The organism is Actinokineospora auranticolor (assembly GCF_041897805.1).
In the GTDB taxonomy this organism is placed as follows: Bacteria; Actinomycetota; Actinomycetes; order Mycobacteriales; family Pseudonocardiaceae; genus Actinokineospora; species Actinokineospora auranticolor.
Genome location: NZ_CP154825.1, coordinates 88839 through 114997 on the forward strand (window position 1 = coordinate 88839; position 26159 = coordinate 114997).

Genomic DNA, 26159 nt, shown 5'->3' on the forward strand with positions numbered 1-26159 from the left:
GGTTGAACGTCACCGGCCCATTGTGCGGCCGCGGGCGCACCCGTGTCGGGTGGTCGGACCCCGTTGGGTAGCGTCCACCGCATCGCTCACCGTTATCCACGAGGAGTCCGCGCGATGTCCAGGCGATCCGCCGTGAAGAACGCCCGCACGCCCAAGGCACCGGACGCGTCGGGCATCGGCCCCCGCCAGCCCTGCCCCTGCGGGTCGGGCAAGCGCTACAAGGCCTGCCACGGTGCCGAGGGCGGCGCCGTCGACATCCCCGTGGCGCGGCCGTTCGAGGGGCTGGCCGCGGAGTGCGAGCTGATCGCGCTGCGCGAGTTCGTGCCGTCCGGTACCGCGGTGCTGCCGCTGGTCGGGGCCGAGCGCGAGGTCGTGCTGGGCACCGTGCTGCCGATGGCCGCCGCCGCGCTGGTGCGCGCAGACGGGGTCGCCTACGTCGGCCTGCAGGTGCAGACCCGCTCCAGCGACGTCAGCCGCGACTTGGCCCGCGCGGTCCGCTGGGTGCTCACCGCCAAGCCGGGTGACGTGCTCGGCGTCGTGGGACCGGACACCGACCCCGGCGACCAGCCCGAGCGGCTGCAGGACCTGGTCGACGTCGACGCCGCCATCGAGGCCGTCGTGCACGCCGACTTCGGCTGGTGGATGCCCGAGGGCAGCGAGCCGACCGGCGAGGTCGCGGTATCGCTCGAACGGGCGAACAGCGCCATCCTGCCCACCGAGCGCATCGGCCCCGCCGCCTACTGGGTGGACGCGGGCGAGCGCGCCCACCTGCGCTGGGTCCGCCCGGAGCCGGAGGAGGAGCTGCTCGCCGCCCTGGCCCGCCTGCACGCCCGCGGCGAGCTGCTGCTCGGCGAGGGCTCCCGGTACGCCGGTTCCTTCCGCGCGCACGGCCTGCTCGTGCCGGTGTGGGACCTCGACCGCGAGTCGCACGCCCGCGAGTGGACCGCGGCCGTCGAGCAGCTCGGCACCCGCCTGGCGGCCGCCCTGGCCTCGCTGGCCGACGAGCCGCTGACCTCCGACGAGCGCCGGGCCCGCGACGGCCTGCTGGGCAGGCAGATCACCATCCGATGATCCTGCACATCCGGCCCGCGGCGGACTGGCCCGCGGCCGAGGTGCGCCCGGACGGGCCCGGTTTCGTGCACTGCGCCGACCCGGGCACCGTGCACATGCCCGCCAACCGGCTCTTCGCGGGTCGCACCGACCTGCTCCTGCTGGAGATCGACACCGCCCGGCTCGGGGTCCCGGTGCGCTGGGAGCCCGGTGACCCGCCGATCCCGGACGGTCCGTGGTTCCCGCACGTCTACGGGCCCATCCCGGCGGCGGCGGTGGTCGCGGTGCACGCGTTCCCGCCGCGCGCGGACGGCACGTTCACCCTGCCGGATTCGGTCGCGCACCGTTAGTCGCAAATACGATCAGGGGTGGCTCACCCAGGTGAGCCACCCCTGATTTCGCGTTATGGGGCTAGAGCGCGCCACCCGCGGCGCGCGGGGCCAGCGGGTCGTCGGAACCGCCGTCGCCGACGCTCTCGCGGGCCAGGTAGTTCTCCACGTCGAAGAGGTTGCCGTCGGCGCGCTTGACGATGTTGAGCAGCGTGGTCATGGCGGCGACCTCCTCGACCTGCTCCTTGAGGAACCACTGCATGAACTGCTCGCCCTTGTAATCGTCCTCGTCGCGCGCGGCCTTGGCCAGCGCGATGATCTCGTCGGTGACCGCGCGTTCCTGCTGCAGCGCCAACGTGATCAGCTCGGCCGGTTCGGCGAACTCGTTGCGCACCTCGTCCACCCCCGGCACGGTGACCTGGTGGCCCGTGTCGAGCATGTACTGGGTGATCATCAGGGCGTGGTTGCGCTCTTCCAGCGCCTGCCGGTAGAAGTGCTTGGCCAGCCTGGGGAAATCCTGCCCGTCGAACCACACCGCGAGCGCGATGTACTGCTGCGACGCCGTGAACTCGTTGCGCACCTGCGCTTGCAGAAGCTTGTGGAACTTGGAGGTCATGGTTCGAACCTACCCCGGAATAGCGCTTTTGACGCGTTTAATCACCCGGGTGGCAGGCTATTTCGATCACGTTAGGCAAGCCTTGGAATTGCTTTTTCAGGATAGGCGTGCCTAACCACAAGGATAGGCATTCCTAACTTCGGCGGTCGAGTTCACCGCATCGGGTAAGTCTTCCACGCTGCGCATCCGCCCGCGAGGTGGAAGGATCGGCCGGTCAGTTCTGCTGAGGAGGTACGTGGCGATATGGAGTCCGACTGGCGTTGGCCCGCGGCGGCCGCGAGCGCGCTGCTCGTGGTGTTCGGGACGCTCGCGTTCCTCACGCTCCGGTGGCTGCTCGCCTGACCCCTAGAGCGCTGCCCGGTGCACGGGGCAGGACATGCACCGCGGCCCGCCGCGACCCGTGCCCAGCTCCGAACCGCTGATCCGCAGCACCTCGATCCCCGCGTCCTCCAGGCGCGCGTTCGTCTCCACGTTGCGCTCGTAGGCCACGACCACGCCCGGCGCCACGGCCAGGGTGTTGTTGCCGTCGTCCCACTGCTCGCGCTCGGCGGTCACCGGGTCGAGGCCGGTGTCGATGACCCGCAGCCGGTCGATGCCCATCGCGGTCGCCGCCGCGTCGAGGAACGGCTCCGGCCCGTCCACCCGCACGCCGCCCGCGCCGTCGGGCCGCAGCGAGTAGGCGCGCAGCGTGTCGCGCACCGCCGGGTACATGACCACGGCGTCGCGGTCGACCATCGTGCACACGGTGTCCAGGTGCATGGTGGCCCGGTCCTGGGCGATCGGCACGGCCAGCACGGTGTGCGCCAGGCCGTCGCGGAAGGCCGAGCGGGCCAGCGACTCGGCGCCCGCGGGCGTGGTGCGCTCGCCGACCCCGATGGCGATCACGCCGGGGGCCAGCAGCAGCACGTCGCCGCCCTCGACGGGGGCCGAGTGCGCGCCGTACGCGCGGCCCGCCGTGCGGAACCGCGGGTGGTAGGCGTAGATCAGGTCCAGCAGCGCGGTCTCCCTGGCCCGCGCGGGCATGGCCAGCGAGGCGATGGCCACCCGGTCGCCGATCCAGACCGACGAGTCGCGGGTGAACAGCAGGTTCGGCAGCGGGTCGACCACGAAGTCGTGCGGGTGGTGCATCTTGCGCACCAGCGACGCGCCCTCGGCGGCGGGCAGTTCCTCGAAGGTCATGCCGCTCATCAGCACGTCGGCTAGACCCTTGGCGTCCACAGTGGACAGGTAGGCGCTGAGCGCGTCGGCCAGCTCGGTGCCCAGCCTGCGCCGGTCGACGGCGGTGGCCGCGGCGGCGGCGTGCGCCCGCTCGTCGGCCAGCGCCACGACCAGGCTGTCCGACAGCAGCATCACCTCGACCCCGCGCCCGGTCAGCACCTCGCCGAAAGCGTCGTGCTCATCCTGTGCGCGGTCGACCCACGGGATGCTGTCGAACAGCAGTTGGTCGTTGTTGCGCGGGGTGAGACGCTTGAGCTCGTTGCCGGGCCGGTGCAGCAACACCGTGCGCAGCGGTCCGACTTCGCTGTCCACCCGGGGTGCGGGCAGGTCGGCATCGGGGACGTCCGGGATGTGGTCGCTCACGGGGTCGAGGGTAGCCAGTGAATTCGCAAACCGCCGCCTGCGCGCGGGTGAAACGGCGAAGAAAGCCGCAGATCGCCGTGCTTGCTGCCGGTTTGTTAAGCAAAGGATGGATTGCATGCGTGGTTTGTTGCGTAGAAGAGTGGTTCGAGTTGGACTTGTTGTCGCGGTGGTGGCCCTGGCGGTGGGGTTGTGGGCTTTCGAACCGTGGCGCCTGTTCACCCGGAGCACGGTGGACGAGGCGTTGCCCGATGCGTTCCAGCCGCCCGCGACCAGCGCACCCGCAACCTCCTCCTCGACGGCAACCACGGCAACCACGACGACCACGACCGTGCCGACGGGTCCCCGGGTGCTCGCCGAGGGTTCCTTCGTCAGCCAGGAACACCCGACGAGTGGCGTGGCCCGGGTGCTCGAATAGGGCGGCGCCCGCGTCCTGCGCTTGGAGGGCTTCTCCACCTCCGACGGCCCGGACGTGCACGTGTGGCTGGCGGAGACCCCCGCGGGCGCCGGCTGGCACGCCTACGACGACGCCCGCACGGTCCCACTGGGCGAGTTGAAGGCCACCGACGGCAACCAGAACTACCCCATCCCGGCCGGTGCGGACCTCAAGGGCCTGCGCAGCGTCGTCATATGGTGCGACCGGTTCAACGTCGCCTTCGGCTCCGCCCCGCTGGAGCTCTAGCGGGGGAGGCGGGGGCCCTTGGTGAGCAGGGGCGCGAAGAGGTCGCCGTGGTCGTCGATGCGGTCCAGGACGTCGTCGGCGGTGAAGGTCAGGTCGGCCGGTTTGCGGCAGCGCTCGACTTCGGGCCAGGTCAGGGGGGTGGAGACCGTGGGGAGGGGGCGGGCGCGCAGGGAGTACGGGGCGACGGTGGTCTTGTGCGGGTTGTTCTGGCTCCAGTCGATGAAGACCTTGCGGGGGCGCAGGTTCTTCGCCATCCGGGAGACGACCAGCTCCGGCATCTCCCGCTCCAGCCGCTCGGCGAGGGCCTTGGCGTACTCCGACGGGCGGGTGGTCGACGTCGTGGTGATCGCGGTGTAGAGCTGCATTCCCTTGGAACCACTGGTTTTCGCGATGGCCTCGAAGCCGTCCTCGGCCAGGAGGTCGCGCAGGCGGCGGGCCACCGCGCAGCACTCGACGACGGTGGCGGGTGGGCCCGGGTCGAGGTCGAACACCAGGCGGTCCGGTGGTTGCTTGCCGCCGCGCGGTCCGATCGTCCACTGTGGAACGTGCAGTTCCAGGCCCGCCAGGTTGGCCGCCCACACCAGGGACGGCAGGTCGCCCAACAGCGCGAAGTCCAGGCTCTCCGCGCCCGTCGAGCTGCCCGGGGTCTCGATGGTGACGGTGCGGATCCAGTCCGGGGCGTGCCGGGCGGCGTTCTTCTCGAAGAAGCCCGGCGCGGCCACGCCGTCGGGGAAGCGGCGGAAGGTGACGGGGCGGTCGAGCAGGTGCGGGGTGAGCACGGGGGCCGCGCGGCTGTAGTAGTTGATCACGTCGGCCTTGCTGAAGCCGTCGTCCGGGTAGAGGAGCTTGTCCAGGTTGGTCAGCTTCAACCGCCTGCCGTCGACGTCGACGAGCACGTCCTCAGCCATCGCCGGTCCACCTCTCCACGTCCGACGGTGCCTTGTCGACCCGCAGCCCGCGCCAGGAGGGCGCGCGCAGCCTGCCGTCGGCCGACCAGGCCAGGAACACCACCTCGCCGACCAGCGTCGGCCGCACCCAGTGCGCGACCCGGGCGCGGTCGGTGGGAACCTCGTTGTGGAACGGCGAAGTCTTGCGCCCCAGGCGGTGCAGCTTGGTCGTCAACAGGCGTAGCGCTTCGTCGGTGAACCCGGTGCCGACGTGGCCGAGGTAGCGCAGCCCCGCCGCGGACGGCTGGCCGACCAGCAACGACCCGAACGCCTCGCTGCGCTTGCCCTCCCCGGGCGTCCACCCGCCGACCACCACCTCCAGCGTGCGGATGTTGGGGATCTTGAGCCAGTCCGCGCCGCGCCTGCCCGGCAGGTAGCGCGACGCCAGCCGCTTGGCGACCACCCCCTCCAGCTCCTGGTCGCGGGAGGTCTCCAGCACCGCGGGGCCCTCGCCGGGGTAGCTGGGTGAGGTGTTCCAGTGCGGGCCGCGGATGCCCAGGCCCACCAGCAGTTCCCGGCGCTGCGCGTAGGTCAGGTCAAGGCACGGGCGGCCGTCGAGGTGCAGGACGTCGAACACGACGTAGGTCACCGGGTACTCGGCGGCCAGCTTGCGGGTCAGCCGCTCGTGGTCGACGTGGATGCGCTTCTGCAGCGCGGGGAACGACGGCTTGCCGTCGACGAACGCCACCACCTCGCCGTCGAGCCAGACCTGCGTGCTGCCCAGCTCCTCGCCCAGCGCGCGCAGCTCGGGGTAGCTGTCGGTGATGTTGTTCCCCTTGCGGGAGAACAACTGGATGCGTCCACCTGCCACGCGGGCCAGCGCGCGGACACCGTCCCATTTGAACTCGTACGCCCAGTCGTCGTCGTTCTCCGGTCGCGGCAACTGGCCGGGTACCGCGAGCATCGGCTCGAACGCGGTGGGCAGCGGCACCCAGTCGTCGCGCTGCGGCGGGTCGGAGCGGCGGACCATCCAGTCCTTGTCCGAGCGGCCCGAGCGGAAGAACGTGTACTTGCCGCGCACGCGCTCGCCGGTGAAGACCACCGCCACCTCGCGGTCGCTCCACTTCACCGTTTCGTAGGTGCCCCGGTCCCAGATGAACATGCGACCGCCGCCGTACTCGCCCTTCGGGATCTCGCCCTCGAAGGTCGCGTACTCCATGGGGTGGTCCTCGGTGTGCACGGCGAGCCGGATGTCGCCGGGTTCGGTCGGCAGCCCTTTCGGCACGGCCCAGCTCACCAGCACGCCGTCGCGCTCCAGGCGCACGTCCCAGTGCAGCCTGCTGGCGTGGTGCTCCTGGATGACGAAGGTGTCGTCGTCGCCCCGCGGGAGCGCGTCACCGGCGGGCACGGGCTCGGGGGTGCGCCCCGCGTCCCGCTTGCGTCGGTACTCGCCCAGCCCGGCCATGGCCCCTTGCTACCCGGACCGACGGCCTCCCGCCAGCCTAAACTCTTGAAACACTGTTACGTAACGATGTAATATTTCTGGCATGATCACCCTCACCGATCCCAGCCGCTACCTCGCGGGCGCGGTCCTGCTCACCATCGTCGGCATCGAGTTCGGCGGCTGGTTCCTCATGCGCGTGGCCCGGGGGCAGCAGAAGCTCACGCCGTTCCAGCAGAAGTTCGCCCGCGCGGGGCACGCGCACGCCGGCGTCCTGGTCACCCTCGGCCTCGTCTGCCTGCTCTTAGCCGACGCGGCCGGGCTCGACGGCGCGATCGGGTGGGCCGCGCGGCTCGGCGTGCCCGTCGCGGCGGCGCTCATCTCCGCCGGGTTCTTCTTCTCGTCGATGGGGCGCGGCGAGGTGACCAGGCCGAACCGGCTGATCGCGTTGATCTGGCTCGGCGCGGTGTCGCTGGCCGTCGGGGTGGTGTCGATCGGGGTGGGGCTACTGGCCGGTGGCCACTAGGACGACCGTGTTCTCGACCAGGTAGGCCGTGGTCTGCCAGCCCTGGGAGGAGAACATGGCGTCGAGGGACTTGCCGGTTCGGTAGGGGCCCGCGGGGAGGTGGCCCCGGAGACCTTCGACGACGGCGGGAGTTTCCGTGCCTTGGACATCCCCGTCGGTGATCGTCGTCTGGGGGAGGGTGACGATCGCGTCGATCCAGTACGTGGACGGTCCGGGGACGCGGTCGTCGCCCAGGGTGCCGGACATCCACACGGCTTTTGTGGCCCCGGCCAGCGCCGGGAAGCGCTTGACGAGCGGGTCGAGGTCGGTGCGGAGTTCGCCGGTGCCCGACTTCCGGGGTGCGGGAGGTGCGCTGTCGCAGGCGGTCGCGAGCAGCAGGAGCGCGACGGCGGCGATCCGGGTCACGGCAGCCATGAGACCTTCCCGCGCAGCAGGGAGTAGCCGACGAAGGCGATGAAGTCGAGCAGGGTGTGCGCGATGACCAGCGGCCACAACCGGTTGGTGCGCTGCCACACCCGGCCGAAGACCAGGCCCATGACGACGTTCCCGAGGAAGCCGCCGAAGCCCTGGTAGAGGTGGTACGAACCGCGCAGGACGGCGGCGAAGACGAGCGAGCCGTTCTCCTTGAGGCCGAGGTGGCGCAGGCGGGTGATCAGGTAGCCGACCACCAGGACCTCCTCGGCCCAGGCGTTGCCCGCCGCGAGGAGCGTCAGCGCGACGGGGCGCCACCACGAGTCGTCCAGGGTCGACGGGGCGACCGCGAGGTTGAGCCCCATGGCGTGCGCGACCAGGTAGAACGCCAGACCGGGCAGGCCGATCAGGGCGGCCAGGCCGACACCACCCGCCGAGTCCCGGCCCTTGCGGGTGCCGTCGAGGCCGATCGCGGGCAGGCGGGTGCCCGCGCGGTAGAGCAGGTACAGGCCCAACGCGCCCCACGCGGTCAGCCGGACCACGCCGAGCAGCTGCTTGAGCAGGTCGATCAGCCCGATGTCGGCCTGCGGCACGTTGATCGCGACCGACTGCTGGTCCAGCGCCACCGGCTGCAGCAGCGCGTCCACAAGGGACAGCAGGCTGCTCAGCCCGGACAGGCCGAGGGTGACGGCGAAGACGATGAGCAGCTCGATCCGCACCAGCCGCCGCTGCTCGGGATCGGTGATCAGGTCGTCGCCGGGTCGCTCCGGCGCGAGCCACGCCCGCAGGTTCGCCACCAGCGGGAAGCTACCCGGTGCGGCGCGCCGCCAGGAACGGGCAACCCACCAGGCGGCGCAGCTCGGCGCTGAGCTCACCCGGCGTGCGCACCGGGCGGGAGAAGGCCAGCCGCACGTCGTGGTCGGCGTCGATGGCCTCGACCCGCAGCCGCAGGCCGAACCGGTCCAGGCCGAGCGGGCGGACGTGGCCGCCGCGCAGGTCCTCGGGGAGGTGGCGGACCAGGGCGCCGACGACGTCGGTGTGCGAGAGCTCCAGGTGGCGGAGCCAGCCCGCCTCGAAGGTGGCGAACGGGTCGGGCTCGGCCTCGGCGAAGGCGGCCAGCGACACCGAGTGCGACCCCTCGGCGTCGGCGAGGACGAGGGAGGCGGGGACCAGGCGCAGCAGCGTGGCACCGTGGCCGACGTCGAGCAGCCGCGGGTCGGGGCGGTCGTCGGCGACCAGGACGGCCTGCTCGCGCGCCTCGTCGTCGCTGAGCGCGCGGAGCCAGCCGGTGATCCAGAGCAGGCCGCGGATGGGCTCGCGCAACGGGACGGGAGCGGCGTCGGCCAACTCGACCATCGTCGCCACCTCCCCCCGCGGTGCCTGCCACGCGGTCGCGACCAGGTGGTGGTCGGCGGGCAGCAGGACGCTCACGGAGCCGTCGCAGTGCACGTGGTGCAGCAGTGGGGAAACCCGATCGGCCGACTCGGCCTCGGCCACCTCGGCGGCGGGGACGAGCGTCGCCCGGCCACCCAACGTGGCCATCGTCCGAGCCCGCTCGGCCGGGTGCGGGGCCGGGGGACGCGGCGCGTCCGTTCTGGTCACGTCCACCTCCTGTGGTTAGGTCACCCTAACTTGCGGTTGGCCCCGAAGGGAAGCGGAGATTCGCTGTTCCCACCGATCGGTTGGCACGCCCGGCTTCCCGCAGGCGGGCATCACCCGGGCCGAACGAGCCTAGCGCCGGGTTTGGGCCCCGTGCGTGGGTAGCCGGATATTCCAGCAGTTGAGACAGGGAAAGGCTGATTGCAACATGCGGTCGGTGATCGGTCGGGCCGCGCGGGGCGGACAACCGAAAGTCACGATCAGGATGCACTGCGCATGCGAACCGGGCAAGCAGCGGCCCATCGCGGTCGGTGCTTTGCCTTGAGCGGCGGGCAATGCGGAGTTGTCGGTGTTGGCCCGCTTGTTGCCGCGGGGTTGCCGTGGGAAGTGCGGCTCCCGGCTCCCGGCTCTGCAACGCCCGAACCCGCGAGGACGCCCGAACCCGCGAGGACGCCCGAACCCGCGAGGACGCCCGAACCCGCGAGGACGCCCGAACCCGCGAGGACGCCCGAACCCGCGAGGACGCCCGAACCCGCGAGGACGCCCGAACCCGCGAGGACGCCCGAACCCGCGAGGACGCCCGAACCCGCGAGGACGCCCGAACCCGCGAGGACGCCCGAACCCGCGAGGACGCCCGAACCCGCGAGGACGCCCGAACCCCACGAGGGCAGCCCCCGCCCTTCCTCTGGGGGACGGCCCTGTTCCAGTCTATCGGCGGCGGGGCGGGGGAAACGGGTTGGCGATTCGCTGTGGATGGGTGTGGGGGATGTGGATAAGTCGTGGTTGGAGAAAGCCCAGGTGGGGAGGGGGTTGGGGGATGAGGGGGCTGGGGGTGTGGATGGAAAGCACTCGATCGGGGAGGTTGCCGGGCGGTCTGTGGGGGTGGCGCGGGTTGCTGTGCGTAGGGGAGAGCAGGGCTGCGGGGAGTGCGGCGGGATGTGAGGACCAGGCGGTCGGGGGTGAGGGGTTGGTGGGGTGGAGGGGAGCGGGCGGGGACTGGTTGAGGTTGCGATGGTTCGTGGGTTTGGTGGGGCTGGGTGGTGCGGTGGGATGTGGAGACGAGGCGGCTGTGGGGGGGCGAGGGTGGGGTGAGGGCGGGGTGCCGGCGGCGTCTTCCGCCATGCCAACCCGCGAGGTGGTGGCGGAGGGCGGGGAGGGGCTGAGGGCGGAGCCTGTCCTGGTGGGGTTTGGGCTGGCTGGGGGTGTGGGGGTGGGTTGGCTGAGTGGGTGTCGTGGGGTGGGTGGTGGCTAGGCTGCGCTGGCGTCGGCGGATGGAGGGGTGATGGGGAAGGCCAGCCAGCGGGAGGCGGCGGTGGTTGAGGCGCCGGTTGACGGGGTGGCGGTTGCCGACCCGGCTACGCGGCGGGCGCTGTCGGGGTTGCGGATGCCGTTGATCGGGTTGCCGTTGGCCGGTGTGGTGTTGGGGGTGCCCTCGGTGTGGCTCGCGATGGTGGGCGCGGGGTGGATCGGGGTTGTGGTGCTTGGGGTTTGCGCGGCGGCGTTCCTGTTCACCGCCGTGCTCGCGTTGCAGGTCACCGGGTTGTGGATCGGGCCCGCGGGGCGCCTGCTCCGCGCTCAGCCGTGGCGGGTGGCTTCGGTGAAGGTGTTTCGGCCGCGGCGGGGGGTGTTGCCGAAGGCGCGGTTGTTGGTGCGGGCCGAGGGGGAGGAGCCGGTGCATCTCCTGGCGCCGTTGTTGCCTTGGGCGGCGCAGCAGGTTTTGGCGCGGACGGGGAAGATCTGGCTGGTCGGGCCCGATGCGCAGGGGTGGGTGGCGATTCGGTCCGCCGGGCTCGTGCTGCCGCTGGGGCAGGCACGGGTCAGCCCGGCCGGGTTCACCGACGAGGTCGAGATCGACGTGGCGCAGACCGCGCCGGTGCGCATCCCGCTGGCTAGTGGGGACGCGGTTCTCTCCCGGGTCATCTCGGCGCCGCGGAAGCGGTCGCGGACGGACCTGGTGACGCCGATCCTGCTGCTCGTCTTCGCGGGCATCGTGCTGGTCGACCTGCTCAACCGGGGGATCAAGGCCGACCAGGTCGGGTTGGCGGTCGGCGTTTTCGCGGGCACGCTGGCCATCGTCGGACTGCTGGCCTGGCGCGTGCGGCGGCTGCGGTTCTGGCTCCAGGTCGACCGGCACCTCGCCGACGGCCCGTGGACGTCGGTGCCCGTCGAACTCCCCGACCTCACCGAGGCCCGCCGCGAGACGGTGGCCGGGCGGGCGACGCTGCCCGGCGGGCGCGAGGTCTCGGTGACGCTGCCGCGGGCCGGGCACGCCCTCCGCGCGAACATCACCGAGACCGGCACCCTGTGGACCGCGGGCACCCCGGCCGCCGGAAAGCGAGCGGTCGTCGGTATTCCGGGATACCCGTTCGTCGCCCTCGCGAACTTCGGCGAATGACCATCCAACAGGCGGAAATCAGACATCGATTCCCGCCCGGGTAATTCGATTCAGCCGACCGTGCGGCGGACGGTTTCCTCGGTCTCGGCGACACCCGCGCGGATGCCTTCGAGTTGGTCGGTCAGATCGGTGATCAGGTTGCCGTCGACCGCCGGGTAGTCGGCGGTGGTGGCCGACAGTTCGACCACGCGGACCACCAGACCCTCCAGGCCGATCGTGCCGGACTCCAACTGCGCCATCAGCCGCTCGTACGCGGCGGTGAGCCGCTCGTGCACGGCCAACTGCGAGCGCACCGACTCCAGCGACCGGTCCAGTTCCGCGCGCACCCCGCTGCCCGCCTGCTTGCGGGCCTTGAGCAGCCTGCGCTCGTCGGCGGCCAGCGCGGCCGGGTCGAGGCGGGCGATGGCCCGGCCCGTGGTGACCGCGCGGCTGGCCAGCCGGTTGAGCCCGCGCACCGTGTCGTCGATGCCGCCCGCCATGCCGTTGACCTGGTCGGCCAGCGGACCCGCGGCCAGCGACCCGGCGATCGAGGCGAAGTCCTCCTGCGCGCCCGCGGCCCGCAGCAGCCACTGCGCCTCCGGGGTGTCCGCCTCGATCTCGATCACCCGCGGCTCGGGTACCTCCTCCACGCGCGACGACCAGCCCGCCACGGCCGCGCGGGCGGCCAGGACGACCACCCCGACACCGAGGGTGGCCGCGACCGGTAAGTGGATGGCCCAGGCCACCCCCGTGGCGCTGGCTGCCAGCAACAGACCCCACGGGTCCGCCAGTTCTCTCGCGTAGCTCATGCCCATCTCTCGCCAAGCGGTGGGTGATGACGACGAATGATCCTAGGCGCACGACCCGATGCATTGGTCGGCACCAATACCGGGTTGTTGCCTTTCCGACACCCGGTACCACCTCCCGCCATTCTTGTTGGTGAATCCCTGGCTTTTCGCGTGAATCAGAAGTTGGAGATGACGGCGGTGAATACTTGATCGATCGTGTCCGGCTTGGACGAGTCGTACGCGGCCGCGTCGGTCGCCTCGGCGATGCGGCGCAGCACCGACAGGTCGGCATCACCACCGTAGGCGATGGTGAACAGCCGCACCGCGTCGTTGCCGCCTTCCGTCCGCAACCGGCCCAGCAGGTCGTCGAGCACGATGCCGTTCGAGTCCTCGTTCTTGCCGTCGGTGAGCACCACGACCGCGTTGATCGCCTTCGGGTCCAGGTTGGCCTTCAGGTACTCGTGCGCGGCCAGGGCGGTGTCGTACAGGCCCGTGCCCGAGGTCGGCACCAGTCCCTCCAGCCGCCCGCGTAACTGCTCGCGGTTGGTCGACATGGGACCGGTGGGCACCAGTTGCAGGTAGTCCTTCTCGCCGTCCAGGCGGGTGGAGAACATCCACAGGCCGACCTTGTCCGTGTCCGCGAACTGGCTCAGCGAGTTGATCGCGGCCTGCTTGGCCAGGTCCAGCCGGGTCTTGCCGGTGCCCGGCACATCGCTGCTCATCGAGCCGGACACGTCGACCACCAGCAGCACGTTCGCCTGCTTGCGCAGCTGCCCCCACGACGTGAGCAGCTTGTCCAGCACCGGCGGCGCGGGCGGGGTCAGCGCGTTGAGCCGCACATCGGGCAGCACGCCGTTGTCCCGGTTGACCTCGCCGTCGGCCTTGCCGTCGAAGGAGCGGAAACCCTCGTTGGCGAAGCGCTTCTGCTGGTCGGCGCCGCGCAGGTAGGCCAGGAAGTCGGCGGCCACCTGCTTGCGGGTGTCATCGGCCCAGGCGAGCACGGTGAACGGGTGGTCGGAGACCAGGGTGCCGTCGCTGGGGTAGATCGCGGCCAGCGGCACCTTCGGCTTGCCGTGCTGGCCGCGCGTCGCCGGGTTGCCCGTCGGGTTGCCCTGGTTGTACGCGACCAGGGAGTTCTCCTCCACGGCCACCGCGGAGATGTACGACAGCGCCGCGCCCCGGTCGTCGGCGCGCTGGAGGTTGCTGAGGAAGGTGAGCGTCGTGTCGCCGTAGTGCACGATCGACTGCTCCACCCCGCGCACGAACGCCTGCACGTCCGGCTGGTTCAGCACGTTCTCGGTGAGGTCCGACGACGTGCCCGTGGCCGCGAAGTACGCGCCGATCGTGGCGTTGAGGCCCGAGGTGGACAGGTTCGGGTTGGTCTTGCCCAGCCGGAAGGCGCCCCACTCCGGGTGCCCGTACTTGGCCCAGCCCGCCGGGTCGCCCGCCAGCGCCACCAGGTCGCGCCAGCCCAGCGGCTTGTCCGGCCAGCCGAGCGCCTCGGCCATCGGCCGCGGCATGGCGATCACCAGCGGCGCGGTGACGATCGACTCCGGCTTGGCGTCGGTGACCACGCCCGACCGGTCCGCCTTGATCAGCCGCTGGCGCAGCAGCGTGACCCACCCCGACGCGGCGGGCGTCCACACGTCCGGGCGCGGCCCGTCGACCGCCTCGTTCCAGCCCTGGGCCAGCGCCTGCATCGCCGCGCCGGAGCTCTTGGCCTGCACCAGCACGTCCACGCAGCGCCCGGCCACCGTGCGGCCGCTGTAGTCGGCCGCGAGCTGCTGCAGCAGCCCCGCCTTCTCCGGCGAGGCCGCCACCCGCAGCTGCACCGAGTCGCCCGCGCACTTGGTCGGCTCGGCCGCCGTCTCGTCCGAGGTCGAGGTGAGCAGGCGCAGACCGACGATGAGCCCGATCGCGAGCGCGACGGCTACGACGAACGAGATCACCTTGCGTCTGCTCGACCCAGCGCTGGTCATCCGGCCTCCCCTGGTAGACCGCCATTATGGGGTCAGCGCGGGGTGCGGGGCCGGGAGTTGTCCACAGGCTAGCCCGTCAGGCCCAATCGGGTCCCCGCTTGCTCCACGACCAGGCGTAGCGCGGGTCCTCGCTGTCCGCGGCGGCCTCGCCGAGGTCGAGCGGGCGGAAGGTGTCGACCATGACTGCGGTCTCGTCGAAGAAGTCCGCGCCGATCGATGCCTCCGCCGCGCCCGGCTGCGGGCCGTGGGTGAAGCCGGAGGGGTGCAGCGACAGCGAGCCGATGCCGATGCCGGAGCCCTTGCGCGCCTCGTAGTTGCCGCCGACGTAGAACATCAGCTCGTCGGAGTCGACGTTGGCGTGGTTGTACGGCACCGGGATCGCGTCGGGGTGGTAGTCGACCTTGCGCGGCATGAACGAGCACACCACGAAGTTCGGGCCCTCGAAGGTCTGGTGCACGGGCGGCGGCTGGTGGACCCGGCCGGTGATCGGCTCGAAGTCGCTGATGTGGAACGCCCACGGGTACAGGCATCCGTCCCAGCCGACCACGTCGAACGGGTGGTTCGCGTAGGTGAACCTGGTCAGGCCCGCGCGGTGGCGGACCAGCACGTCGACGTCCTCGCCGTCGACCAGCAGCGGCGCGGTCGGCCCGCGCTGGTCGCGTTCGCAGTAGGGGGAGTGCTCCAGGAACTGGCCTTTGGTCGACAGGTAGCGCTTCGGTGGGCCGATGTGGCCTGCGGCCTCGACGATGAAGAGGCGGACCTCGCTGTCGGGCACCACGCGGTAGGTGGTCGACGTGGGAATGACCAGGTAGTCGCCGTCCGCGACGCGTAGTGCGCCGTAGACCGTCTCGACCGTTGCGGAGCCGCCTTGCACGTAGAACAGCTCGTCGCCGACCGCGTTGCGGTAGAGCGGGCTCGGCGCGGTCGCCACTACGAACCCGATGACCACGTCCGCGTTGCCGAACAGCGTCCGCCGACCGGTGACCGCGTTGGTGTCGGCGGCGAACTTCAGGTCCTGGCTGCGGAAGTGCCGGGGCTTGAGCGGGTGGTTGGGCACCAGCGGGCCGCGGAAGTCCTCGACGACCTCGGCGTTGACGATCGCCGTCGGCAGGTGCCGGTGGTAGAGCAGCGCGGAGTCCGAGGAGAAGCCCTCCACGCCCATCAGCTCTTCTGCGTAGAGCTTGCCCTCGGGGGACCGGAACTGGGTGTGCCTCTTGCGGGGGATCTCCCCGACGCTGCGGTAGTGCGGCATTGCTCCTCCGAGATCCGAGCGAGGTGTACCGAAATTCTGTCCGGAAAGCGGACATCTTTGTTCAGTTGGCGGTACGCTACTAGCGTGTCAGCCGTGTCAAGCGCAGCTCCCCTCCCAGCGCCCGGTCCGCGAGGCATTCCGCCGCTGTTCGCGCGGCTTGTCGACGACGCAGCACTGTTCCCCCCGGGCAACGCGCCCATGCCCGACGCGGTGCGCATGCACCTCGAAGGGCGCGAGGGCGAGCACGCGGGCGTGATGGGTCTGTTCCTGTGCCAGGCCTCCCGACTCCCCGAGCTGATCACCGAACTGGTGAAGGCGAAACCCACCAAACCGGTGGCGTTGTCACTGGTGATCGACACCGGGCTGGGCGGGGTGCCCAAGGCGCTGTCGATCGTCGAGTCGCGAGCCGAGTTGCTCGCGCTGCGGATGGTCGAGATGCCCGCCCCCTCCGACGTCGACGACGTGTGGCTGGAGCGGGTCAGCGAGTTCGTGCCGGAGGACGTCATCCGGGTGGTCGAGCCGCGCCGCGGCGGCCAGGAGTGGCTCGCGGGCATCCGCCGGGTCGTCGACCACGGCAGCTGGCCCAAGATCCGCTGCGGTGGGCTGAGCCGCGAGGCCTTCCCCAGCGTGGCCGAGGTCGCCGACTTCCTGGCGGTGATCAGCTCCGGGGAGGCGTCGTTCAAGGCCACCGCGGGCCTGCACAACGCCGTCCGGCACACCGACCACGAGACCGGGTTCGAGCACCACGGGTTCCTGAACCTGCTGGTCGCCACCGCCCGGCTGCTCGCGGGCGGCGACGTGCGCGGCGCGCTGGCCGAGACCGACGGCGCCGTGCTGGCCGAGGAGGCCAAGGGCCTGTCCGACCAGGCCGCGCACGCGGTGCGCGCGGTGTTCGGCTCGTACGGGTCGTGCTCGCTGAGCGAGCCGGTCGAGGACCTGGAAGGGCTGGGCCTGCTGTGAGCTGGATCGACGACCCCGAGTTCGCCGCCGACCGGCCGTTCGGCCCGCAGACGCTGCCCTACGGCGTCGTGGAGACCGCGGACGGGCCCGCCGTCGCCGTGCGCGTCGGCGACCACGCGCTGCCGCTGCGCCCGATCGCCGACGAGTTCACCGCCGAGCTGGCGGAGCTGGTGTCGGCGGACTCCCTCGACCCGCTGCTCGCCGCCGGGCGGTCCGCCTGGTCGGCACTGCGCGCGCGGCTGGGTGAGCTGGTGAACGCGACGGCGGCGCCGGAAGGTGCAGTCCTGCTGCCGTTGGCGGAGACCCGCACGCGGTTGGCCTTTACCGTCGGCGACTACGTCGACTTCTACTCCTCGCGCAACCACGCGGAGAACGTCGGCCGCATCTTCCGCCCCGACGGCGACGCGCTGTTCCCGAACTGGAGCCACCTGCCGGTGGGCTACCACGGCCGCTCGGGGACCATCGTGGTCTCGGGGACGGACGTGGTCCGCCCGCACGGCCAGCGCAAGGGCGACGACGCCCCGGTGTTCGGCCCGAGCGTCCGGCTGGACATCGAGGCGGAGATCGGCTTCGTCTGCGGCGGCCCGGTCGCCCGGCGGGTGCCGACCTCGGCGGCGGCGGAGCACATCTTCGGCGTGGCCGTCGTCAACGACTGGTCGGCGCGCGACATCCAGGCGTGGGAGTACGTGCCGCTCGGCCCGAACCTGGGCAAGTCGTTCGCCACGTCGATCGGCGCGTGGATCACCCCGCTGGAGGCCTTCACCGCGGCGCGTGTGCCGGTGCCGGACCCGGGCCACCCCCGGCTGCCGTACCTGGTCGAGGACGCCGACTGGGGCCTCGACATCCACCTGCGGGTGGAGTGGAACGGCACGGTCGTGTCCCGGCCCGAGTTCGCGGACATGGCGTTCTCGTGCGCGCAACAACTGGCCCACATGACCGTCAACGGCGCCACCGTCCGCCCCGGGGACCTGTTCGCCTCCGGCACCGTCTCCGGCGCGGAGAAGCACCAGCGCGGCTCCTTCCTGGAGCTGAGCTGGGGCGGCAAGGAACCGCTCAAGCTGGACGACGGCACCGAGCGCACCTTCCTGGTGGACGGTGACACGGTGTCGATCACCGCCACCGCCCCCGGCCCGGACGGATCGGTCATCGGCCTGTCCGAGGTCGTCGGCACCATCGTGGCGGCGGAGGACTGACGTGCCAGGCATCCGGTCGACGGGTCCGGTCACCCGCCAGACGAGCTCCCCGGTCGCGAAGGAGAGCTCGCTGACCCTCGACCGCGGCCTGGCACTCCTGCAGGCGGTGGCCGACTCGGACACCGAGGCCCCGACCATAAGCGACCTCGCGACTGCGATCGGCGCCAGCCGGGCCGCGGTCTACCGGTTGCTCGTGCCGTTGCAGGCCCGCGGCCTGGTGCGCCGGGAGGGCTCCAAGGTCCGGCTCGGGCTCGGGCTGCTGCAATTGGCCGCGAAGGTGGCGCCCCAGCTCCGCGTGGCCGCCCTGCCCGCCCTGCGCGAGCTGGCCGAGTCCGTGGGCGCGACGGCGCACCTGACCGTCGCGGACGGGGACGAGGCCCAGGCCATCGCGGTGGTGGAGCCGTCGTGGACCACCTACCACGTGGCCTACCGGGTGGGGACCAGGCACTCGCTGTTCAAGGGCGCGGCGGGCAAGGCGATCACGCTGCGGCCCGGCGACCAGGGCTGGATCGGGTCGGTCGGCGAACTCCAGCCGGGCGCCTACGGGATCGCGGCCCCCGTGCGCGGGGTGACCGACCTGCGGGCGAGCGTGGGCGTGGTGACGTTCGAACCGCTGGACGGGACCGTGGTCGGCCCGCGGGTCGTGCAGGCCGCCGCCGCCATCGCCGAAGCACTGCGCTGACCTGGTGCGCCTTGGTCGGACCGACCAAGGCGCACCAGGTCAGGCCCGGCGGGTGGGGTCGGCGAGCAGGCCGTTGAGGTACGTGGCCCAGGCGTGGGCGCTCGGTCGGTGCGCCGGGCGGTCCGCCAAGGCCCTCGTCAGCATGTCGAGTCCAGCGGCGTCGAGGACTCCCGCAGCGGCCACCGGGTCTCGCTTCGTCGAGGTCAGCACGCCGGGCGTCAGGGTGCGCAGCACGAAGAGTCCGAGTTTGTAGAGATCGGTGGCCTGGCTGAGCCCGTCGTGGTGTTCGGGTGGGTCCCAGTCGGGGCTGTCGATCTGGCGGGTGGTGGCTGTCGAGCCGGTGGGGCGCATCTCGTCGCCGCCCGTGAACATGACCATGGGCCGGGCGCTGAGCCGGTACAGGGCGTCACGGTGGTTGATGTCGCCGACTACGATGCCGAGGACGTGCAGGAAGTCCAGGGCGTCCGCGAAGTCCGCGCACACCAGCAGCCGCTGCGTCGCCGTCGGCAGGACGCGGCCGATCCGGGCGGGTTCGACGAAGAGGTACTGCACCTCGCGCGGGGCCTTCTTGCGGTTCCCCGACGGCAGCGTGATGTCGTCGAAGTAGGAGTCGGGGATTCGCGGTACCACGACTCCGACGGTGTCGACTCCGCGTCGGACGACGCGCACCGGCCACGTGGTGATCCGGTCGAGCCAAGCCCGTGACGGCTGGTCGAGTTCGGCCCTTAGGGCCACGAGGTCCGCGGCGGAGTCCGGAACCCGGCGGTGGTGCTTGAACACCAGGCCGCCGGGTACGTCGGGGAGTCCGTAGTCGGGCAGTGCGTAGACGATGGCCTGACCGCCTCGCCCGAGCACGGGGCCGAGCCGCCCGAGTTGGTCGATGTGGACCGCGGTGTCCCCGCCTGGGCTCGGCACGTGCTCGGCGCTCCTCGGTGCGATCAGGTGTGGGCACCCATCCTGGACCGGTGGTCGCTGTGGCGGGCCCAGATGACCAGCAGGACCGCTGTCGCCAGGGCGCCGAGGACGAGCATCGGGCCGCCCAGGTGCAGGCCCCAGGGCATGCCCGGGTCCGCGGTGGGGGCGAAGTCGTTGTCGGTGGCCGCGTCCCGGGTGATGGCCCAGTACTCGCGCCAGCCGCCGACGGTGATGAAGGGGAGGGCGTAGACGGTGGTCAGCCAGGCTGCTACCAGGGAACGTCCGAGTTGGACGAAGCCGGTGAGCACCGCCAAGCCGACCACCGACACCGCGAGGACGAACACCGATACCCGCGTGTCCAGTTGCGCCACGGCCTCGCCGAGGTCGGCGTCGGGTAGGTGCTTGCGTCGGATGACCGCTGTCGCCGCGTCCCAGTGGTGCAGGGTCCACAGCGACTCGGCGATCTGCACGAGCAGGCCGACCGCCCAAACGGCGATGGCCCCCCAGACTCGGTGGATCACGCCGCGACCCTAGCTCAGCCGAAGAGGGCCTCGTAGGTCGCGAACAGGGCAAACGCCGCGAAGACGACGCCCGCGACGCGTTGGATCAGGTGCGGCTTGATCCGTTCGGCGATCTTGCGGCCGATCAGGACCGCGATGCCCGCCACGGACACCAGGGCCAGCCACGCGCCGAGGCCGACCCAGAACGGCTCCGCGTACCGGGCCGACAACCCGGCCGTGGCGATCTGGGACGCGTCGCCCCACTCGGCGGCGAACAGCACGCCGAAGGAGGTCAGGGCGACTCGGCGGAAGGACACCGGGGCGGTCGGGCCCGCGTCCTCGACCTCCTCCTCCGCCTTCGAGAAACCCTCCTTGAGCAGCAGGAAGGCGCCGATGGCGAACAGCGCCGCGACCACCCCCGCCACCACCCGGTCCGGCAGCAGCGTCAGCACGCCGCCGAAGGCCGCGGCGATCAGGCACTGGACGGCGAAGGCGGCGCTGACCCCGACGAACACCGGCCACGGCCGGTAGCGCGTCGTGAGGATCAGGGTGGCGACCAGCGTCTTGTCCGGCAGCTCCACGACGAGCACCAGCGCGAAGGCCGCGGCCAGGGCGATCAGGGCGGTTCCCATGCGGTGAACACTAGGCGGGGGTGGCGCCGCTCACGGGACCTACGTCCCGTCTCAAGAGGACTCGCGCGCCTTTAGCTGGGTCGCGCGGAGGACGATATTCATCCACGTGGACGTACTAGATCTGGCGAGGTGGCAGTTCGGCATCACCACCGTCTACCACTTCCTGATGGTGCCGCTGACCATCGGCCTCTCGCTGCTGGTCGCCGGGATGCAGACGGCGTGGGTGCGCACGGCGAACCCGAAGTACCTGCGGATGACGAAGTTCTGGGGCAAGCTGTTGCTGATCAACTTCGCCATGGGCGTGGTGACCGGCATCGTGCAGGAGTTCCAGTTCGGCATGTCCTGGAGCGCCTACTCGCGGTTCGTCGGCGACGTGTTCGGCGCGCCGCTGGCGATGGAGGGGCTGGTCGCCTTCTTCGTCGAGTCCACCTTCCTCGGTCTGTGGATCTTCGGCTGGGACCGGCTGCCCAAGCGGGTGCACCTGGCGTGCGCCTGGGCGTTCAGCCTGGCGACGATGGTCTCGGCGTACTTCATCCTCGCGGCGAACTCGTGGATGCAGCACCCGGTCGGCGTCGAGTTCGTCGACGGGAAGCCGCGGCTGACCTCGATCTGGGCGGTGCTGACGAACAACACCGCGCTGGCCGCGATCCCGCACACCATCTTCGGCACCTTCGCCGTGGCGGGCGCGTTCCTGGTCGGCATCGCCGCCTGGCACCTGTGGCGGCGGCGCGACGACGACGCGCCCGTGTGGCGGGCGTCGGTGAAGTTCGGCGCCTGGGTCGGCGCGGTGGCCTTCGCCGGGTTGGCGATCACCGGTGACGTGCAGGGCAAGCTGATGTTCGAGCAGCAGCCGATGAAGATGGCCGCCGCCGAGGCGCTGTGCCACACCGAGGCGCCCGCCGCGTTCTCGATCTTCGCGATCGGCGACGTCAGCAGGCCCGACTGTGAGAACGTCAAGTCGATCACGGTGCCCGCGCTGCTGTCCTTCCTGGCGCACAACGACTTCAGCACCGAGGTGCGCGGCATCGAGGACCTGGTCACCGAGTACCAGCAGCGCTACGGCACCAACTACCCGGTCGACCCCCAGTTGGGTGAGCTGTCGGGCAAGCCGATCGACTACGTGCCCAACCTGCCGGTGACCTACTGGGGCTTCCGGCTGATGATCGGCTTCGGCGCCATCGGCGCGCTGGTCGGCCTGGCCGTGCTGTGGCTGACCCGCGGCGGGCGCATCCCGCGCACCAGGTGGTTCCCGCGGTTGGCGCTGGCGGGCATCGCGACCCCGTTCCTGGCCAACAGCTTCGGCTGGATCTTCACCGAGATGGGGCGCCAGCCGTTCGTCGTGGTGCCCAACCCGTCCGGTGTGGACGGGGTGTGGATGTTCACCGCGCGGGGCGTCTCGGCGCTGACCACCGGTGAGGCGTGGACGTCGCTGATCACGCTGACCCTGCTCTACGGCGTCCTCGCGGTGCTCGAGGTCTTCCTCCTCGCCCGCTACGTGCGCGGCGGCGTGGCCGGGGTCATGCCACCCGAGAAGCCCGACGGCGAGAAGTCCGACGACCGACTCGCGTTCGCGTACTAGGGGAGTCCACAGTGGATCTCGCGGATCTCTGGTTCTGCATCATCGCCCTGCTGTGGCTGGGCTACCTGTTCCTCGAGGGCTTCGACTTCGGTGTCGGCATGCTGCTCCCGGTGCTGTCCGAGGACGAGACCGACCGCCGGGTCATGGTCAACACCATCGGACCGGTGTGGGACGGCAACGAGGTCTGGCTGCTGGTCGCCGGTGGTGCCACCTTCGCCGCCTTCCCCGGTTGGTACGCCTCGCTGTTCAGCTCCGCGTTCCTGCCGCTGCTGCTGTTCCTGGTCGCGCTCATCTGCCGCGGTGTCTCGTTCGAGTACCGGGGCAAGGTCGACAGCGTCCGGTGGCGCCGCAACTGGGACCTGGTCATCACGACCTCGTCGTGGGTCGCGACGCTCGGCGTGGGGCTGGTGCTGACGTGGAACGTGCTCGGCCTGCCGCTGGACGCCGAGGGCAACCGGGTCGGCTCGCCGTTCGCCGCGATCACCCTGCCGACGCTGCTCGGCGCGCTCGCCGTCGCCGGGTTCGCCCTGGTCCACGGCGCCGCGTTCACCGCGCTGAAGACCGACGGCGAGCTGAGCGAGCGGGCCCGCCGGTTCGCCGCCCGCTGGGCGCCGGTCGCGTTGCTGCCGCTGGCCGCGTTGCTGGTCCTGGTGCAGCTCCGCGAGGGTTCGGGGTGGACGTGGGTGCCGCTGGGTGTCGTGGTCGTGGCGGCCGCGACCGCCGTGGCGCGGCTGCGCGCCGGGCGTGACGGGCAGGCGTTCTCCGCGCTCGGAGTGGCCGTGGCCGCGACCGTGGTGACGCTGTTCGGGGCGCTGTACCCGAACGTGCTGCCGTCGACGATCGACGCCGCCAATTCGCTGACCGTGGCCGACACCGCGTCGAGCCCGTACACGCTGGAGGTCATGAGCTGGGTGGCGCTGTTCGGCACCCCGGCCGTGCTGGTCTACCAGGGCTGGACGTACTGGGTCTTCCGCAAGCGGGTCAGCCGGGCGCACATCCCGCCGGTGCACGTGCCGTGACCGCCAAGATCTCTCCTGGGAAGTCTCGACCCGCCAGTCGTCCCGGGAGGGGCCCGCTCGGCGCGTTGCCGGGGTTGTCCCCGTCAGCGCGCCGGGCACTGGCCCTGTGCGGTGTTCTCGCGGTGCTCACCGCAGTTGCCGTAGTGGTGCAGGCGTGGGCTCTGGCCGCTGCGTTGACGGCGGGCAGGTCGCCGACCACCGAGCTGGCGGTGCTGACCGGGGCCGTGCTCGTCCGCGCGCTGCTGGGCTGGGCGACGCAGGTCGTGGCGGCCCGGGCCGCGGCGGGGGCGAAGGAGGAGCTGCGCGGTGTCCTGCTGGACCGGGCGCTGGCCCAGGGGCCGGAGTGGATCGCCGAGCGGGGCGCGGGGGAGCTGACCGCGCTGGCGACCCGGGGGCTCGACGCGCTGGACGCCTACTTCGGCACGTACCTGCCCGCGCTGGTCACCGCGGCCGTCGCGCCGCTGGGGGTCGGCGCGGTGGTCTTGGCGGTGGACTGGCCGTCGGCGCTGGTGGTGGCGTTGACCGTGCCGCTGATCCCGCTGTTCGCCATCGTCATCGGCCGCTACACCGAGGACCGCGTGGGACCGGCCGCCGCCGCGACCGAGCGGTTGTCGGGGAACCTGCTGGAACTGGTCCGCGCGCTGCCGGTCCTCACCGCGTTCCGCCGGGCGTCGGCGCAGGCGGAGACCGTCCGCAAGGTCTCGGAGGCGCACCGCCGCGGCACGCTCGGCGTGCTCCGGGTGGCGTTCTCGTCGGCGTTCGCGCTGGAACTGGTCGCGACCCTGTCGGTGGCGCTGGTCGCGGTGGTGATCGGCCTCCGCCTGGTCACGGGCGACCTCACGCTGTTCGTGGGGCTGTTCGTGCTGATCGTGGTCCCGGAGTGCTACCTGCCGCTGCGCGCGGCGGGTGCCGCGCACCACGCCAGCGAGGACGGTCTCGAAGCCGTCCGCCGCGTCGCCGAGGTCCCGAGCGCGCCCGTGTCGACGGGTGATCGGCCCGTCGAGGGGTTCGCCGAGCTGCGGATCTCCGACCTCCGGGTCGCGCGGCGCGGGGGGTTCGCGCCGGACGGGCTGTCGGTGGTGGTCCGGCCGGGCGAGGTCGTCCGGCTCGATTCGCCAAGCGGGAGCGGGAAGTCGACCGCGTTCGGGGTGCTGCTCGGGTTCGTGGCGCCCGCGTCGGGGGTCGTGCTGGTCGACGGGGTGCCGCTGGCCGATCTCGACATGTCGACTTGGCGACAAATCGTCACGTGGGTACCGCAGCGGCCCGCCTTCGCCGAGGAAACCGTTCGTGAGGCCGTCGGCGAGCCTGGGGGTCTCGCCGGCGAACTGGGCATCGAGCATTTCCTCGACCGGCGGGTGGACGAGCTCTCGGTCGGGGAGCGGCAGCGGGTCGCGCTGCTGCGGGCGCTGGCCCGGCCCGGGACCCGGCTTCTCCTCCTCGACGAACCCACAGCCCACCTCGACCCGGCCACCGCCGCGCGGGTCACGCGGGTCATCCACAAGGTGGCGGACCAGGGGGTCGCCGTCCTGATGGCGACGCACCGGGTGGTCGAGGGCACGGCCGCGCCTGCCGCCGAAGACGAGGTCGTCGAGGTGGTGCGGGCGCCGGAGGCCGTGGTGCGGAACCGCACGCTGGTCACCCCGCGGCTGCTGGCCGGGGCGGCGCTCGGGTCGGCCGCGCTGGTCTGCGGGGTCGTGCTGACCGCGTTGTCCGCGTGGCTGATCGCGAAGGCCGCGCAGCAGCCGCCGATCCTCGCGCTGTCCGTCGCCGTGGTCGGCGTGCGGACGTTCGGGCTCGGGCGGGCCGCGCTGCGCTACGTCGAACGGCTCGCCGTGCACGACGCGGCCTTCCGGACCGCGACCGCGCTGCGGGTGCGGCTCTGGAACGCCTTGGTGGCGATCGGTCCCGCGCGGACCCTCGGACTGCGCCGAGGCGAAGGGCTGCGACGGTTGGTGGACGACGTGGACACCGTCCGAGACCTGACCCCGCGCGTGATCGTGCCGCCGCTGGTCGCTCTAGGCGCGTGTGTCGCGGCAGTGGTCATTCAGGCGGTGGTGCTTCCCAGCGCCGGGTTGGTGCTTGCCATCGCGGTCGCTGTCGCGGGAATCGGGGCGCCATTGGTCGCTGCGGCGGTCGAGCGTCGTGCGACTACGGCGATGGCCGACGGACGTCGCACGATCGCAGCCGGAGTCCTGACCCTCCTGGAAGGCGCAGCGGACCTCATCGCGTTCGGTAGGCACACCGCGCGTCGGAAGGCACTGGCTGACGCGGACACCGATCTCGCCCGGATCGCTAAGAGGCAGGCGGTAGGCGCGGGTGCGGCTCTTGCGCTAATCACGCTCGCCTTGGGTCTGGCGGCGGTAGTGAGCACTTACCTCGCCACGCAAGCCCACCTCGATCCGGTGCTCGTCCCGATCGTCGCACTGGTCCCACTCGCCCTGGCCGAGGCGCTGGCGCTGCTGCCACCGGCGGTCACCCACCTGGCCGCGCTGCGAGCCGCCCACGGACGGGTCTTGGCCCTGGAAGGCGCCGAACCCGCTGTCGCCACCGAACCGCGGCGTACCGACCACATCGGTCTCGACGGCGTCGACGTGCGCTGGCCCGGCACCGGCAAGCCCGCGCTCACCGACGTCACCCTGCGCGTCGACCCCGGAACCCACGTCGCCGTCGTGGGACCGTCGGGTTCCGGCAAGTCGACCCTGGTCGCCCTCCTGCTCGGCTTCCTCGGCCCCGAACGCGGCACGCTGACCCGTCCCGCGACCGTCGCCTGGTGCCCGCAGGAGCCCATGCTCGTCTCGACCAGCGTCCGCGAGAACCTCCGCCTCGCCGCCCCCGAGGCCGACGACTCCGTCCTCGCGGACGCGCTGACCCGGGCCGGGCTGCCCGGGTTCGACCTCGAAGCCCAGGCCACCGCCGTCTCCGGCGGCGAAGGCCAGCGGATCGCGCTCGCCCGCGCCCTGCTCGCCGACGCCGACGTCGTCCTGCTCGACGAGCCCACCGCGCATCTGGACGTCCCCACCGCGAACGCCGTCCTGGCCACGGTTAGGGAAGCGCTGTCCGACCGCATCGTGGTCCACGTGACGCATCGCCCCGAAGAGGCCCGGCAAGCCGATCTGGTCCTAGAGGTGAACGGGGGCGCTATCCGCCAAGCAGTGGGGACGTAACCT

Annotated in this window: 25 protein-coding genes; 12 read left to right on the forward strand and 13 right to left on the reverse strand. The window is 71.7% G+C overall.

Annotation, left to right across the window (positions count from 1 at the left end; translation table 11 throughout):
* Positions 1–114 precede the first annotated feature (114 nt).
* Positions 115–1071, forward strand: coding sequence for a DUF5926 family protein (locus tag V5P93_RS00450; RefSeq protein ID WP_104483413.1), 957 nt, complete (start codon positions 115–117; stop codon positions 1069–1071).
* Positions 1068–1400, forward strand: a complete 333-nt coding sequence (locus V5P93_RS00455) for a DUF952 domain-containing protein (RefSeq protein ID WP_104483412.1) — start codon at positions 1068–1070, stop codon at positions 1398–1400. Before V5P93_RS00450 ends, V5P93_RS00455 begins: the two co-directional genes overlap by 4 nt.
* Before the next feature lie 61 nt (positions 1401–1461).
* Here the strand turns inward: V5P93_RS00455 and V5P93_RS00460 are convergent, their stop codons facing one another.
* Positions 1462–1995, reverse strand: coding sequence for a ferritin (locus V5P93_RS00460; RefSeq protein WP_104483411.1), 534 nt, complete (start codon positions 1993–1995; stop codon positions 1462–1464).
* A 345-nt stretch (positions 1996–2340) separates the two neighbouring features.
* Positions 2341–3576, reverse strand: a complete 1236-nt coding sequence (locus V5P93_RS00465) for an arginine deiminase (protein ID WP_374065136.1) — start codon at positions 3574–3576, stop codon at positions 2341–2343.
* 115 nt (positions 3577–3691) lie between these two features.
* Between V5P93_RS00465 and V5P93_RS00470 the strand changes: the two genes are divergently transcribed.
* Complete coding sequence (locus V5P93_RS00470) at positions 3692–3991, forward strand: hypothetical protein (protein WP_245931793.1); 300 nt, start codon at positions 3692–3694, stop codon at positions 3989–3991.
* A gap of 21 nt (positions 3992–4012) precedes the next feature.
* Positions 4013–4255 (forward strand): DM13 domain-containing protein, encoded by a 243-nt coding sequence (locus V5P93_RS00475; RefSeq protein ID WP_245931792.1) that lies wholly within the window; start codon positions 4013–4015, stop codon positions 4253–4255.
* Here the strand turns inward: V5P93_RS00475 and ligD (V5P93_RS00480) are convergent.
* Positions 4252–5163, reverse strand: coding sequence for a non-homologous end-joining DNA ligase (ligD, locus tag V5P93_RS00480; protein ID WP_104483410.1), 912 nt, complete (start codon positions 5161–5163; stop codon positions 4252–4254). The two genes, V5P93_RS00475 and ligD (V5P93_RS00480), sit on opposite strands and share 4 nt — an antisense overlap.
* Positions 5156–6607, reverse strand: coding sequence for a non-homologous end-joining DNA ligase (ligD, locus tag V5P93_RS00485; protein WP_104483409.1), 1452 nt, complete (start codon positions 6605–6607; stop codon positions 5156–5158). Before ligD (V5P93_RS00485) ends, ligD (V5P93_RS00480) begins: the two co-directional genes overlap by 8 nt.
* Positions 6608–6689: 82 nt before the next feature.
* Between ligD (V5P93_RS00485) and V5P93_RS00490 the strand changes: the two genes are divergently transcribed.
* The gene (locus V5P93_RS00490) at positions 6690–7109 is read left to right on the forward strand and encodes a hypothetical protein (RefSeq protein ID WP_104483408.1); all 420 of its coding nucleotides are present in this window, start codon (positions 6690–6692) and stop codon (positions 7107–7109) included.
* Here the strand turns inward: V5P93_RS00490 and V5P93_RS00495 are convergent.
* From V5P93_RS00495 to V5P93_RS00505, 3 genes are read right to left on the reverse strand one after another with little or no spacing between them, the layout of a single operon-like run.
* Positions 7089–7523: a hypothetical protein gene (locus V5P93_RS00495; RefSeq protein ID WP_104483407.1), complete on the reverse strand. Its 435-nt coding sequence runs from the start codon at positions 7521–7523 to the stop codon at positions 7089–7091. The genes V5P93_RS00490 and V5P93_RS00495 overlap by 21 nt on opposite strands.
* Positions 7511–8317, reverse strand: a complete 807-nt coding sequence (locus V5P93_RS00500; RefSeq protein ID WP_104483406.1) for a CPBP family intramembrane glutamic endopeptidase — start codon at positions 8315–8317, stop codon at positions 7511–7513. The genes V5P93_RS00495 and V5P93_RS00500 overlap by 13 nt, the downstream gene beginning before the upstream one ends.
* Positions 8318–8327: 10 nt before the next feature.
* On the reverse strand, positions 8328–9062 hold the full coding sequence (locus V5P93_RS00505; RefSeq protein WP_104483405.1) for a DUF2470 domain-containing protein: 735 nt from the start codon (positions 9060–9062) through the stop codon (positions 8328–8330).
* Between the two features lie 1339 nt (positions 9063–10401).
* Here V5P93_RS00505 and V5P93_RS00510 point away from each other — a divergent pair.
* A complete protein-coding gene (locus tag V5P93_RS00510) occupies positions 10402–11514 on the forward strand; it encodes a hypothetical protein (RefSeq protein ID WP_104483403.1) in 1113 nt (370 codons plus the stop codon).
* A gap of 50 nt (positions 11515–11564) precedes the next feature.
* Here the strand turns inward: V5P93_RS00510 and V5P93_RS00515 are convergent, their stop codons facing one another.
* The 3 genes from V5P93_RS00515 to V5P93_RS00525 all read right to left on the reverse strand — a co-directional run bounded on the left by V5P93_RS00515 (position 11565) and on the right by V5P93_RS00525 (position 15512).
* Complete coding sequence (locus tag V5P93_RS00515; protein WP_104483431.1) at positions 11565–12302, reverse strand: hypothetical protein; 738 nt, start codon at positions 12300–12302, stop codon at positions 11565–11567.
* A gap of 155 nt (positions 12303–12457) precedes the next feature.
* Positions 12458–14260, reverse strand: a complete 1803-nt coding sequence (locus tag V5P93_RS00520) for a substrate-binding and VWA domain-containing protein (RefSeq protein ID WP_104483402.1) — start codon at positions 14258–14260, stop codon at positions 12458–12460.
* A 76-nt stretch (positions 14261–14336) separates the two neighbouring features.
* A complete protein-coding gene (locus tag V5P93_RS00525) occupies positions 14337–15512 on the reverse strand; it encodes a homogentisate 1,2-dioxygenase (protein WP_104483401.1) in 1176 nt (391 codons plus the stop codon).
* Between the two features lie 93 nt (positions 15513–15605).
* On the opposite strand from V5P93_RS00525, the gene V5P93_RS00530 reads away from it, so the two are divergent.
* From V5P93_RS00530 to V5P93_RS00540, 3 genes are read left to right on the forward strand one after another with little or no spacing between them, the layout of a single operon-like run.
* Positions 15606–16472 carry a hypothetical protein gene (locus V5P93_RS00530; protein WP_281261703.1) on the forward strand — a complete coding sequence of 289 codons (867 nt, stop codon included), beginning with the start codon at positions 15606–15608 and terminating at the stop codon, positions 16470–16472.
* Positions 16469–17665 carry a fumarylacetoacetase gene (fahA, locus tag V5P93_RS00535; protein ID WP_104483399.1) on the forward strand — a complete coding sequence of 399 codons (1197 nt, stop codon included), beginning with the start codon at positions 16469–16471 and terminating at the stop codon, positions 17663–17665. Before V5P93_RS00530 ends, fahA begins: the two co-directional genes overlap by 4 nt.
* A 1-nt stretch (position 17666) precedes the next feature.
* Positions 17667–18347 (forward strand): helix-turn-helix domain-containing protein, encoded by a 681-nt coding sequence (locus tag V5P93_RS00540; protein ID WP_104483398.1) that lies wholly within the window; start codon positions 17667–17669, stop codon positions 18345–18347.
* 39 nt (positions 18348–18386) lie between these two features.
* Here the strand turns inward: V5P93_RS00540 and V5P93_RS00545 are convergent, their stop codons facing one another.
* From V5P93_RS00545 to V5P93_RS00555, 3 genes are read right to left on the reverse strand one after another with little or no spacing between them, the layout of a single operon-like run.
* On the reverse strand, positions 18387–19262 hold the full coding sequence (locus V5P93_RS00545) for a hypothetical protein (protein ID WP_104483397.1): 876 nt from the start codon (positions 19260–19262) through the stop codon (positions 18387–18389).
* Positions 19263–19285: 23 nt separating this feature from the next.
* Complete coding sequence (locus tag V5P93_RS00550; protein ID WP_104483396.1) at positions 19286–19783, reverse strand: hypothetical protein; 498 nt, start codon at positions 19781–19783, stop codon at positions 19286–19288.
* A gap of 14 nt (positions 19784–19797) precedes the next feature.
* Entirely contained in the window at positions 19798–20394 is a 597-nt protein-coding gene (locus tag V5P93_RS00555; protein WP_245931791.1) for a TMEM165/GDT1 family protein, read from the reverse strand.
* Between the two features lie 106 nt (positions 20395–20500).
* Here V5P93_RS00555 and V5P93_RS00560 point away from each other — a divergent pair, with 106 nt between their 5' ends.
* Genes V5P93_RS00560 through cydC form a run of 3 tightly spaced genes read left to right on the forward strand, consistent with a single transcriptional unit; the run spans position 20501 to position 26156 of the window.
* On the forward strand, positions 20501–21973 hold the full coding sequence (locus V5P93_RS00560; protein WP_104483395.1) for a cytochrome ubiquinol oxidase subunit I: 1473 nt from the start codon (positions 20501–20503) through the stop codon (positions 21971–21973).
* A gap of 11 nt (positions 21974–21984) precedes the next feature.
* The gene (gene cydB, locus V5P93_RS00565) at positions 21985–22992 is read left to right on the forward strand and encodes a cytochrome d ubiquinol oxidase subunit II (protein ID WP_104483394.1); all 1008 of its coding nucleotides are present in this window, start codon (positions 21985–21987) and stop codon (positions 22990–22992) included.
* Complete coding sequence (gene cydC / locus V5P93_RS00570) at positions 22989–26156, forward strand: thiol reductant ABC exporter subunit CydC (RefSeq protein WP_374065137.1); 3168 nt, start codon at positions 22989–22991, stop codon at positions 26154–26156. The genes cydB and cydC overlap by 4 nt, the downstream gene beginning before the upstream one ends.
* Positions 26157–26159 lie beyond the last annotated feature (3 nt).